This window comes from Campylobacter concisus, assembly GCF_902460875.1.
In the GTDB taxonomy this organism is placed as follows: domain Bacteria; phylum Campylobacterota; class Campylobacteria; order Campylobacterales; family Campylobacteraceae; genus Campylobacter_A; species Campylobacter_A concisus_AA.
Map to the genome: position 1 here is coordinate 378,324 of NZ_CABPVR010000007.1, position 11,002 is coordinate 389,325.

The following is an 11,002-nucleotide window of genomic DNA, read 5'->3' on the forward strand; positions in this document are numbered from 1 at the left end:
AAGCATTCAAAATAAAGACGAAAGATTGCGATGAAAAAGAAGTATTTTTATAGCCAAATTTTTGGCAATATGGGTGTAAATTTAAGTGAACAAGTGGCATTAAATAAAATTGGTAAGTTCTTCAAAAATTCTTACCAAAACCATGCTAAATAAAGAGGATATAAGGAATTTACTAGCGCATAGATTTTGTAACGACATACATAAAAAAATTAGTGAAATTCCGACACCAAGCGCCTTAAAAGATATCTACAAAGGCGCTAACCGCATAAAAGAAGCGATCGAGAAAAACGAGCGCATAGCCATTGTGGGCGATTATGATGTTGATGGTGTGGTTTCAAGTGTGATTTTGGCCGAGTTTTTTGATGATCTTGGCATAAAAGACTACCTAGTAAAAATTCCAAATAGATTTAAAGATGGATATGGGCTAAATCCTGAGATAATAGACGAACTCTCAGCTGATGTAAGCTTGATTATCACCGTTGATAATGGCATCTCTGCAAACGATGCGGCCATTATCTGTAAAGAAAAAGGCATCGATCTTATCATCACTGATCATCACATGCCACCAGCTGTTCTCCCAGAGGCTTATGCGATCATAAATCCAAAACAAGAAGACTGCAACTTCCCAAATATTGAAATTTGTGGCGCTGAGGTCGCTTGGTATTTGGTTGGAGCGTTAAAGGATGTTTTTGGTCTAAATTACGATATGAGCAAATTTCTAGAGCTTTTAGCTATCGCGATAATCGCTGATATGATGGAGCTAAGAGATATGAATAGAATGCTTGTTCGCCTTGGTATTTGTAAGTTAAATGCGTCTAAGCGTTCCGCATTTCATGCTATAAAAGAGTTTTATGGTAAGGAAAAATTTGAGTGCGATGATATTAGCTTTCTTATAGCCCCACTTATAAATTCAGCCGGACGCATGGACGATGCGATGAATTCATTTAACTTTTTACGTGCCAAAAGTATCGAGGAAGCCTACAACTATCTTGACATGATAATAGAGTTTAATAACTCTAGAAAAGAGGAGGAGCGTCAGCTCTTTGAGTGCTCGCTAAAGGACGTAAAAGAAGACGATGAAGTCATCATCACTTGGGGTGAGCAGTGGCATGAGGGTGTGATAGGCATCGTAGCTAGCCGCTTAGCAAAGCACTTTGCAAAGCCAGCTATCGTCTTTAGCATCGATAAAGGTCGTGCAAAAGGCAGTGCTAGAAGCATTGGTAAGCTTGATATCTTATCTCTTATAGCAAGCCACGAAAATTTACTAACAAGCTACGGCGGTCACAAAGGAGCGGCTGGACTTACGCTTGCGCCTGAAAATTTGGTGGAATTTAAAGAAGCGATAAATAAAAGTTGCTCATGCCTAAATATGCAAGATTGCAAAAGCTCGGACGAGCTACTTGGCGATATAATGCCAAGCGAGATAGACTTTGAATTGCTTGAAATTTTAGAATTTTATGAGCCATATGGGCAGAAAAACCCTCGCCCAGTATTTAAGATAAAAAATGCTCTTGTTAAAAACGAAAGACTTATAGGAAGAGATCAAAATCACTTAAAGCTCATCTTGCAAAAGGATAATAAAACGCTTGAGGCTCTATTTTTTAACTTTACAAGACATGCTAGAGTTGGTGAGATGATAGATATTATCTTTTGTATATCAAAAAATTCATTCCGCGGACTTGTTACCCCACAGCTACTCATAAAAGAGATTTTATAAATTTTATCTCGGTTTTATAATGCTAAAATTTTAATAAAACCGAGATTGCTTCGGTTTTAATTCGCCAAAATCGTTTCTTTATATATTTAATGCAGTCCAACTAAAATAATACTATTTGACTCAAATTTCTGTATTGTAAAATTAATGTTATATAAATATTTATACTTTATTTAAGTTTATTTTTGCTTTAATTTTAATTTTAAATATTAATTTCATAGGACTAAACATGAAAATTTCTTACGTTTTAGCATTTGCTTTAGTACCAAATTTAATGCTTGGTGCTGAAGAAACGATAGACTTGGCTCCGGTTACCGTTTCTGCAAAGATACAAAAGTCCGTTCTTGACGAACCGACAAAGGCTCAAATAGTAGGCAAAGGCGCGATATTAGAAAACGGCGACATCGCTAAATCACTTTTAAATTTGAGCGGCTTTACGATGGAGCGCAAGGGCGGAGGCGGCAGCGAGGTTTATTACCGCTCGCAGACGGCGGCCAGACTGCCGGTGCTAATCGACGGTAGCACGCTAAACGGCGGTTGCGGTATGCGCATGGATACGCCCATCACTTACATCTCGGCGCAAAATTATAGCTCGGTTCGCATCGTAAAAGGCCCACAAGACGTCAGATACGGTGCGCTCATTAGCGGCGGTATATTTTTCGATAGAGAGATAGCAAGGCTATCTAAACCGAGCTTTGGAGGAAACGTAAGCGTACTTGGCGGTAGTTTTAGAAGATTTGAAACTGCTGCAGACGTAGCGGCGGGCAACGAGCTGGGCAGCTTGGAAATTTCTGGCGGACACTACCAGAGCGGCGATTATAAAAGCGGCGACAGACAGAAAATGCATACGCACTATAAACGCAACAGCATTTCGCTCGTGGGCACGCTAACGCCCACGGAAACTACCGCATTGCAGTTAAGCGCGGATCTGGGCGAGGGCGAAGCGGCGTATGCCGATAGGATGAGGGACGGCATACAGTTTGACCGTAAATCTTTCGGGCTCAAATTTGAACAAGACGTCGGCGAGCATAAGATCAGGCTAAGCTCGTACTATCATCAAATCGACCATATAATGGACAACTTTACCATGCGTCCGGTAGTACCGGGCACGGGGCGCGGCAAGGGATATAGCATCAGCCACCCGATACGCGATATGTATGGCTTTAAGCTAGAAGGCGAGCTAAATTTCGACAATCTAACCAGCTATCTTGGCGCTGGGTACTCTGAGGATGTATTTAAGTGGAGAGGTGCCGGAACGGGCGGAGCCGGCGTATCTAAAGCCCAAATGGACGCTGCCCTATCAAAGCCGCACGCAAAAGAGCGCAAGGTAACGTATAAAACGATCTATACTCAAAACGAATACGTCCTAGAAAACGACTACGGGCTTTTTGGCGGACTTAGGCTGGATGCGGGCGAGAGAAAACTGCTAAAAACGCATAAAAGTAGGAAAGAAAATTTATTCTCAGGATTCTTTAGATACGAAAAATATCTGCAAAATTTAACGCTTTATGCTGGGCTAGGGCACGCTCAAAGGATGCCCGATCACTGGGAAACGAACAAGGACGCAAACCTAGCGCTGCATAAAGAAAGAAACACGCAGCTGGATTTTGGCGCGGTGCTAAAAGATAAAAACTACGAACTAAACGCGAATTTCTTCGTCTCAAAGATGGATGATTATATCATGCTAAAGTATAATACTATGGGCATGTCCTCAGACGCCTTTAATACCGATGCATTGCTATACGGCGGCGAGATAGAGGGCACTACGCTGCTAGCCGATATGTTTAGGCTGGGGGCGGGAGTATCCTACGTCTACGGCAAAGTGACCAAAAACGCGGGCGGCTTAAAAGACGGCGATGCACTGCCTAAGGTTTCGCCTCTAGCGTTTAAGCTAAGCGCCGGCTTAGAAAAGCCCGACTGGTTCGTCAAAGCCGACTTCTACGCTAACGCGTCGCAAAACCGCGCGCAAAAGGGCTACGGCGACGTGGGCGGCATGGACCTGGGCAAGAGCGATAGCTTTTGGACGCTGGGGCTAAGCGCGGGCTACAAATACAAAAATTATCAATTTTTGCTAGCGGCGGAAAACCTAAACGACGCCAAATACGCCTATCATAACTCAAAAGGCGGCTACGGCGGCGGTATCGCAGGCTACGAGACTATCCCGAACGGCACGAGGCTTTATGAGCCGGGCAGAAGCTTTTGGGTGAAATTTAAGGTGCATTTTTAGGGCGTAGCTCGGTTAATTCGGCATAGCTACGAGGTTAGAATTTGCCTTAAAAGCTATGCCAAATTTGAGTATTTTTATTCTTAGCTTATAACAATGCTCATGCTTACTACATTTACTTTTATGGATAAATTTATAGTCAAATTAAAGTCCATGTAGCACCTAGTATAAAATAGCTTATTAAATTTTAAAGCCAAAGGATGAAAATAGGGCTTTATTAAATTTAAATTTTATATAGATTAAAAGCTTAGATGTAAAATCTCAGAAATTTTTTAAAGGAGAGGTATGAAAAATTTACTTGTAAAATCAAGCTTGATTCTAGCTTTGGTAAGCTCAGTTGCACTAGCTCAAGGTGCATTTGTTGGTGGTGAAGGTGATTATTCGTTTAACTCAAAAATCAAAACAAAAAACATAGCAAGTAGTGAGAAAAATAACTTCAAAAAAGGTCACTACGGCCTTGGCTTTTATGGCGGTTATGATTTTGACAACTATAGAGCTTATGGTGGTTATTATTATGACTTTAAAGCCAGGAAAAATGCTGGTGAATCAGATGCAAAATGGAGTAAGCATAAATTTTTAGGTGGTGTTGATTATACGCCAAATATCACTGAAAATTTTAAAGCCGTTCTTGGCGGATACACAGGTCTTGGCTACTTGAGCGTTAGAGAGAGATTTAATAACGAAACAAGTAAGAAAAATTTCAAAGGCTTACTAGTTGGCGCGAAAGCGGGTGGCATCTACTCATTTGATGAACATAACGCGATCGAATTTGGCTTAAAAGCTGATAAGACTTTTTATAAGAAAAATAGCGGAGCTCAGCTAAGAGATACAACTATAGGGATTTATACTGGCTATACTTATAAATTCTAACATTTAGGCAAGGCTTAGGCTTTGCCTTATTTTGGACTACTCTCTACCTTCAAGAAGTGGCACAAAAAGGCACTCATCTAAGTACTCTTTTTCTAAATTTCCATCTTTATCTTTTTTAAATTTAGCGATAAATTGCTTGCCATCTTTTTTCATTGGAGCTACTAAAATTCCACCATTTTTAAGCTGTTTAAATAAATTCGGTGAGATCTCATCAGCAGCTGCCGAGAGCAAGATACGATCAAATGGTGCGTAGCTTCGCCAGCCGTTGTTGCCATCGTCATACCTTACATGCACATTTTTTATTTTTAGTATCTCGAAGCGTTTTTTTGCCTCCATAGCCAGCTTTTCTATTCGCTCGACGCTAAAAATTCTATGTGCAAGTTTGCTTAAAATAGCTGCTTGATAGCCACTACCGCAGCCTATCTCTAGGATATTGTCCATATTTTCGCACTCTAGCGCCATTGTCATCTTTGCAACGGTTAGCGGCGAGCTGATCCATTGATTGCCCAGTATGGGCTGAGCGTCAAGTTTATAAGCATGTGCAGTGATTGGTACAAAAATTTCGCGCTCAGTGGTGGCTATCGCATCGAACAAAAGCGGACTTAGCATGATCTCGTCGGCTATATCGCTAGCCAAATTTTGGCATTTTATCGCTTCTAGTTGAGTCAAAATTTATATCCTAAATAAAAATTAAATCGTTATTATACGATTTAAAGCTTATCTTAAAATTTATAAAATCCCTAAATTCGTCTTGATCTCTTTTATTAAATTTGCATCAAATATCGTTTCTTTAACAAGTGTGCCATTTGGTAAAAATACTCCAGCAACTTCTAATGCAAGTGAGCTTGAGATCATGACGTAGCAGTTGTTTGCGATAGCTAGAGCCTTGCAAAGACTAAGATAAGCATCCTCTCTAGCCTTACCCCACATGGCAGGTACCATGATGATGTCACATCCTTTTAGCTTTGCCCAAAGCTTGCTATCGCGTAGTTCAAAACAGATTAGCACCCCAAGCTTTAGCCCTCTAAAATCAAATGCATTTATATCGCTCACATCGCCAGTGGCAAAAATTTCATGCTCTAAATTTGGCCTAAAAAGTTCGGCTTTAAATTGTGAATGAAAGACATTATTTGAGTTAAGAAGCAAAAATTCGTTATAAATTTTTGGTTGGTGTGGATTTAGATTTGAAATTTTAGCGAGCCCTGCGCTTTTGTTTAGGCTGCTAAGGTGCGTAAAACCAAGAAATTTATCTGGACTAAGTGCCTCTTGCAAGCGTTCAAGCAACATCGCATCAAAGCTACCTATCATGCCACCAAGCATCGCTTTGTTCGCCCCTGCAAAAAAACCGTCAAAGTCATATCCACTGATGCAAAGCTCGCTTGCAAGTATGAGTGAATTTTCAGGCGCAGCCTCAACTAAATTTGCAAGCTCCTCTAAGCGATCGGTTGCATTTTTTGCCTTTAAAGTTAGGCTTATTAGGTTTAAATTTTCGCTCATTTACTTTCCAAATACAAATGTCATAGTTTTTTCGTCGTGGCAGTCTTTTGGAATTTTGTAGTTTATATCCGTGCCACCGATGTTTGGTGTAGCTTTTAAAATAACGCTTATAGCTGTGATTTTATCATCGCGCTGGGAGAGCGGATCATTAAAAACCCAGACCTCAAAGCCAAGACCCCTAGCCTCATCATGTGAAACTATTCTTACATCTTTTAGATCTTTTGCTTCAAAGCCGCACTGTTTGTTTATACCAAGCATCACGTCATTTCCTAGCACAGATCCTAGCGGTGCGAAACTTGGTGCAATTTCACCGTTTGGCATCTCTTGATAGATTTCCGCTTGGCTTGTCTCTTTTACCTTAACAAGCTTATAGGCGTAAAAATTTTCGAGATTATTTTTATTTGCTTGATCAATTATCCTTTGATTGCTGCTCGCACACCCCGCAAGAAGCACGCAGGCAAGGGCTAAGATGCCATTTTTAAAAGTCATCAAAGCTGATGCTTCCTTTGCTGTAGTTTGTCACCTTTGCTTCAAAGAAATTTGACTTTTGGTCGTTAAATTTAGCAAAGTCATCGACCCATTTGATCGGGTGAGCGACGTTGTATTTGCGTTTTAAACCGATCGCAACTAGGCGTTGGTCGATGAGGTAGTGGATATACTGTTCGATGATATCGTCGGTAAAGCCCATTATTTGGTTTTGAGTGATGTATTTGCCCCATTTGATCTCTAAATTTCCAGCTTTTTCAAACATATCATAAATTTTTGCCTCAGTTTCAGGTGTAAAGAGGTCAGGCCTCTCTTTGCGGACTGAATTTATCATGTTTTGAAACAAGAGCAAGTGCGTGATCTCGTCGCGTTGTATGAAGCGGATCATCTGCGCTGAGCCAAGCATCTTGCCAGCGCGAGCTAGAGCGTAGATCGCTGTAAAGCCACTGTAAAAGTAGATACCCTCTAAAATTTGGTTTGCCACCATCGCAAGAAGTAGCTTCTCATCAGTCACTTCGCCTGCAAGCTCCTCGTAGACACTTGAGATGTAGTCGTTTTTCTCGCGTAAGACGTCGTCGTGCTTCTCCATCTCGTAGATGAGGTCGGTGTTGTCACAGATCGCCTCGACCATGACAGCGTAAGACTTGCTGTGGTTTGCCTCTTCGTAGGCTTGGCGGCTTAGCACGGCGTTAATCTCTGGTGCGGTGATGTAAGGGTTGATGTTGTCAGCTAGGTTATTTGTCTGAAAGCTATCCATCGAGATGAGCTGGCTCCAGACGAGGTCGTACATGCGCTTTTCGGCCTCCGTGAGGTTGTAGGCGTAGTCACGCACGTCGTCTGTGGTGTCGACCTCTTTTGGAAACCAAGTGTTTGCCTCCATGAGGTCCCAAAGCTTTAACGCCCACTCGTATTTTGCCTTGGTGAAATTTAAAATGCCGTGTGGGTTGCCGTTAAAGACTCTTCTGTCGGTCAAATTTTCATTTGAACTTGGGTTGTAGATGCGTTTTCTGTTCATAAATTTCTCTCTTGTTTGTAGTAAAAATTTCTTAAAATCTTACCCAAAGCAAGGTAAAAATTTACTTTTATTTAGAGTGCCTTAGTCCTTTTTATGGTCATCAAAAAGCCAGTTATGATCAGCAAAACTGCGATCACGCATGATACTGCAAATACGACCTGGCCGACCTCGCCAAACATTTCACCAGTGTGAAGACTAAGCACTTTGCGACCAGCCTTTTTTGCCTCTGGGATGCTCTCAGACTTGCTAACAAGCTTATTCTCTTTGATCTTGCCAGCGCTAGCGTCAAGCTTTAGTTTGCCCACTTGGCTCTCGCTAGTTTCGTAGTTTATAGTGTAGGTGCTTTGGTTGTTTTCAGGCACGTTTATCGTGAGCGATTTTAGCTCTAGTGTGACGTTATCTTTAAAAATTTGCTCCGCAGTCTCTATCTCTTTAAATTTCTCGTCATTTATTGGGAGTAAATTTGATTGCGGTAGACTTTTTTTCATTGGAGCTGTTTTTAGATCGAAAAATATACTATTTACGCCACTTCTCACCCAGCCATAAGACCAGTAAAGGCCAGTTAGTGACATCACTACAAGCAAGATCGCCACGTATGTGCCAAGGCTCGTGTGGAGGTTGTAAAAGCAGGCGTAGCCCTTTGCTTTTGGCTTAATTTTTAGCGAATTTAAGAAATTTCGCTTGATCGCTGGTGCGTAGAGGATGAGACCACTGATAGCAAGCAGAGTCATGATGATAGAGCTAATGGCGACTATTTGCTTGCCGATGTCGGCTGGGACTTTGCTATCAAGCAGGGCAAGGCCTAAATTTCTATGAAGACTTAAGATAATGATACGAAATTTCTCACCCCAGTCCTCGCTAATAACTTCGCCACTTCTTGGATCTATGAAGAAATTTAATTGCTTTTTATCCTTTGTAATGCTTATACGATAAGCTTCATTTGCTCCACCTATTTGTAAGCTTTCAAGCGTATCAAATTGAATCTCACTTTTTGCTTTAGCTAGGAGTTCATTTAAACTCAAATTTATTTTTTCGCTAGGAACTAAGTTTATAAAATTTTTATTTATCGCACTTTTGATCTCTTCTCTATAAGACGCAAATGGGGCTGAAAGAGTCATGAATATTAGTGGAATAGCCGCAATTAGTCCAATTATTAGGTGAATGTTGAAGATGATTTTGTTGCGCTTGAAAAGCATATATCTCCTTTAGATTTTAGTAACGAATATTAATTTATTTTTTGTTAAGCGGAGATAAAATTTAGAAGATTAATTTTTTAATTATCTGAATGTGATTTTGGATTTTTCGGCTGGTAAAAGTAGCTCAAATGTTGAGATAGCAGCATTTAGATCTTTTTTATCTAAAAATTTAAACGGTCTTAGCAGGTAGTAAAGTGGCTTAAATTTCACTACTAAGCGCAAAGAGTGCTCGTAAATTTCGCTGCCATTAGCCTTAACGTACTCATCAATCGCCTCTTTTACAAGCTCGTTTGAAATTTTTTGTCGGTAGAGCTCGTGAATGAAAACTAGCAGGTCACGACACTTTCTAAGTTCTAAATCATCGCTAAAAAATTTTGACTCGAAATCAAGAAAATTTATCTCGTCATTTTTTATGGCGATGTCTCTGAGCGCTGGGCGTCCGTGCGCGAAATTTAGTGCATGAAGTCCAGCTAATGCGCGGGCTGCTTTTAGTAAAATTTCATACTTAAATTTTTCATCGGTGCTATATTTAAATAGACTAGCAACTGGCTCACCAACATCTTCTATAACGAAAAATTCATCACTTTTTAGCACTATTTTTGGAACAGGGGCATTTGCCTCGTTTAAAATTTCAAGCTTTTTTATCTCAGCAGTAAATGACCTATAAGGGTTTGGTTTAAAAATTTTAGTTAAAAAGCCACCTTTAATGTTTTTTTCAATACGTTTTAACCAAAATTTTTGTCCATCAAATTCAAAGCTAAAGATACGATCATTGCCGTCACTATGACTTTTTAAAATTTCATTGACATATTGTTTTAAATTTTGCATATTTGTAATTTAGCGAAAGAAATCTGAATTTTTACATATATGTGGCGTAAATTTTAGTAAAAAGTAGTGAAAATATATTAAGCAAAAGAGATAGTAAAGCACTGGTGGAGTTAAGCGGGATCGAACCGCCGACCTCTTGAATGCCATTCAAGCGCTCTCCCAGCTGAGCTATAACCCCAAAGTGGATTTTGACATTTTATCTTTTTATGGCTTACAATATTTTGAAATTCGTTTTAGTAAAATAAAATTTTAAGCAATTTTTGGATAATATTGCAAACTTTAACGCGGGAATAGCTCAGGGGTAGAGCACAACCTTGCCAAGGTTGGGGTCGCGAGTTCGAATCTCGTTTCCCGCTCCATTAACTTAGCCCGAGTGGCGGAATGGTAGACGCAAGGGACTTAAAATCCCTCGGTAGTTTTTACCGTACCGGTTCAAGTCCGGTCTCGGGCACCACGATATGGCGACATGGCCAAGTGGTAAGGCATGAGCCTGCAAAGCTTTGATCCCCGGTTCGAATCCGGGTGTCGCCTCCAAACTTCAAAAATAACTACTCAAAGGAATAACAGTGAGAAATTTACTTTTAGCAGTGTTTATAGCATTTTTTGCAGCTGGTTGTTCAAATACTTGGCATGGTGTAAAAGAAGATACTCATAATGCTAAAGAATGGACTAAAGAAAAGATAAATGATGGAGCTACATATATTAAAGAAAAAACAGAGTAAATTTTAGAGATTATAGTAAATTTTAAGCAAAGTTGGTTATAATCACAAATCTTTAAATCGGGAGATGGCTGAGCGGTCGAAAGCGGCGGTCTTGAAAACCGTTGAGGTGTGAAAGCCTCCTGGGGTTCGAATCCCTATCTCCCGGCCATACATCTAATTTATTGTTCATAATACCTATAAGAAAATTTCCATAAATATTCAGTCCAAAATTTACTAGAACTAAAAATATTAGTAAATTTCTTATTTAAAGCAAGACGCTGTAAGATAAGGGAAAGTTTAAGAGTTTTTATATTTGATTTTTGGCTATCTTAAATTCTCAAAATAGTATTTGTAGTAGCACATCCAAAATACATAATAGGCAGTAATCCTGTGTATAAATATACATAAAATTAATAATATTGAATAAAGAATTTAAGACGAATCCAAAATAAGAATTTAAATTAAAAATTC

The 11,002-nt window shown here is 39.8% G+C and carries 10 protein-coding genes and 5 tRNA genes; 8 read left to right on the forward strand and 7 right to left on the reverse strand.

All coding sequences use genetic code 11. From position 1 onward, the window contains the following. Window positions 1-142: 142 nt before the first annotated feature. From recJ to F3H01_RS05625, 3 genes are all read left to right on the forward strand, one after another. On the forward strand, window positions 143-1,717 hold the full coding sequence (recJ, locus tag F3H01_RS05615) for a single-stranded-DNA-specific exonuclease RecJ (RefSeq protein ID WP_103649040.1): 1,575 nt from the start codon (window positions 143-145) through the stop codon (window positions 1,715-1,717). Window positions 1,718-1,943: 226 nt separating this feature from the next. After that, window positions 1,944-3,941, forward strand: coding sequence for a TonB-dependent receptor domain-containing protein (locus F3H01_RS05620; protein ID WP_149725117.1), 1,998 nt, complete (start codon window positions 1,944-1,946; stop codon window positions 3,939-3,941). A gap of 282 nt (window positions 3,942-4,223) precedes the next feature. After that, entirely contained in the window at window positions 4,224-4,808 is a 585-nt protein-coding gene (locus F3H01_RS05625; RefSeq protein WP_149725118.1) for a hypothetical protein, read from the forward strand. 36 nt (window positions 4,809-4,844) lie between these two features. Here F3H01_RS05625 and F3H01_RS05630 read toward each other — a convergent pair whose 3' ends face one another. From F3H01_RS05630 to F3H01_RS05660, 7 genes are all read right to left on the reverse strand, one after another. Further along, window positions 4,845-5,477 carry a protein-L-isoaspartate(D-aspartate) O-methyltransferase gene (locus F3H01_RS05630; RefSeq protein ID WP_149725119.1) on the reverse strand — a complete coding sequence of 211 codons (633 nt, stop codon included), beginning with the start codon at window positions 5,475-5,477 and terminating at the stop codon, window positions 4,845-4,847. Between the two features lie 60 nt (window positions 5,478-5,537). Then, window positions 5,538-6,305 (reverse strand): carbon-nitrogen hydrolase family protein, encoded by a 768-nt coding sequence (locus F3H01_RS05635; RefSeq protein WP_149725120.1) that lies wholly within the window; start codon window positions 6,303-6,305, stop codon window positions 5,538-5,540. Further along, window positions 6,306-6,794 (reverse strand): hypothetical protein, encoded by a 489-nt coding sequence (locus F3H01_RS05640; RefSeq protein ID WP_149725121.1) that lies wholly within the window; start codon window positions 6,792-6,794, stop codon window positions 6,306-6,308. It abuts the gene before it with no gap. Next, complete coding sequence (locus F3H01_RS05645; RefSeq protein ID WP_009494790.1) at window positions 6,784-7,806, reverse strand: ribonucleotide-diphosphate reductase subunit beta; 1,023 nt, start codon at window positions 7,804-7,806, stop codon at window positions 6,784-6,786. The genes F3H01_RS05640 and F3H01_RS05645 overlap by 11 nt, the downstream gene beginning before the upstream one ends. A gap of 71 nt (window positions 7,807-7,877) precedes the next feature. Next, window positions 7,878-9,002, reverse strand: coding sequence for a PepSY-associated TM helix domain-containing protein (locus tag F3H01_RS05650; RefSeq protein ID WP_149725122.1), 1,125 nt, complete (start codon window positions 9,000-9,002; stop codon window positions 7,878-7,880). An 81-nt stretch (window positions 9,003-9,083) separates the two neighbouring features. After that, complete coding sequence (locus tag F3H01_RS05655; RefSeq protein ID WP_149725123.1) at window positions 9,084-9,830, reverse strand: phosphotransferase; 747 nt, start codon at window positions 9,828-9,830, stop codon at window positions 9,084-9,086. A gap of 102 nt (window positions 9,831-9,932) precedes the next feature. Beyond that, window positions 9,933-10,008: transfer RNA gene (locus F3H01_RS05660), tRNA-Ala, on the reverse strand. A 106-nt stretch (window positions 10,009-10,114) separates the two neighbouring features. Here F3H01_RS05660 and F3H01_RS05665 point away from each other — a divergent pair. The 5 genes from F3H01_RS05665 (at window position 10,115) to F3H01_RS05680 (ending at window position 10,700) form a co-directional block, all read left to right on the forward strand. Next, window positions 10,115-10,189 (forward strand) — tRNA-Gly (locus tag F3H01_RS05665). A gap of 8 nt (window positions 10,190-10,197) precedes the next feature. After that, window positions 10,198-10,284 (forward strand) — tRNA-Leu (locus F3H01_RS05670). Window positions 10,285-10,290: 6 nt separating this feature from the next. Next, window positions 10,291-10,364 (forward strand) — tRNA-Cys (locus F3H01_RS05675). A 32-nt stretch (window positions 10,365-10,396) separates the two neighbouring features. After that, complete coding sequence (locus F3H01_RS09200) at window positions 10,397-10,552, forward strand: hypothetical protein (protein WP_188116355.1); 156 nt, start codon at window positions 10,397-10,399, stop codon at window positions 10,550-10,552. Window positions 10,553-10,610: 58 nt separating this feature from the next. Continuing rightward, window positions 10,611-10,700: transfer RNA gene (locus F3H01_RS05680), tRNA-Ser, on the forward strand. Window positions 10,701-11,002: the final 302 nt, after the last annotated feature.

What these genes read in the sequence shown, in the direction of transcription:
- F3H01_RS05655 (WP_149725123.1), bottom strand. Translation starts at nt 9,830, where the DNA reads ATGCAAAATTTAAAACAATATGTCAATGAAATTTTAAAAAGTCATAGT.
- F3H01_RS05645 (WP_009494790.1), bottom strand. Translation starts at nt 7,806, where the DNA reads ATGAACAGAAAACGCATCTACAACCCAAGTTCAAATGAAAATTTGACC.
- F3H01_RS05625 (WP_149725118.1), top strand. Translation starts at nt 4,224, where the DNA reads ATGAAAAATTTACTTGTAAAATCAAGCTTGATTCTAGCTTTGGTAAGC.
- recJ (WP_103649040.1), top strand. Translation starts at nt 143, where the DNA reads ATGCTAAATAAAGAGGATATAAGGAATTTACTAGCGCATAGATTTTGT.
- F3H01_RS05620 (WP_149725117.1), top strand. Translation starts at nt 1,944, where the DNA reads ATGAAAATTTCTTACGTTTTAGCATTTGCTTTAGTACCAAATTTAATG.
- F3H01_RS05635 (WP_149725120.1), bottom strand. Translation starts at nt 6,305, where the DNA reads ATGAGCGAAAATTTAAACCTAATAAGCCTAACTTTAAAGGCAAAAAAT.
- F3H01_RS05640 (WP_149725121.1), bottom strand. Translation starts at nt 6,794, where the DNA reads ATGACTTTTAAAAATGGCATCTTAGCCCTTGCCTGCGTGCTTCTTGCG.
- F3H01_RS05650 (WP_149725122.1), bottom strand. Translation starts at nt 9,002, where the DNA reads ATGCTTTTCAAGCGCAACAAAATCATCTTCAACATTCACCTAATAATT.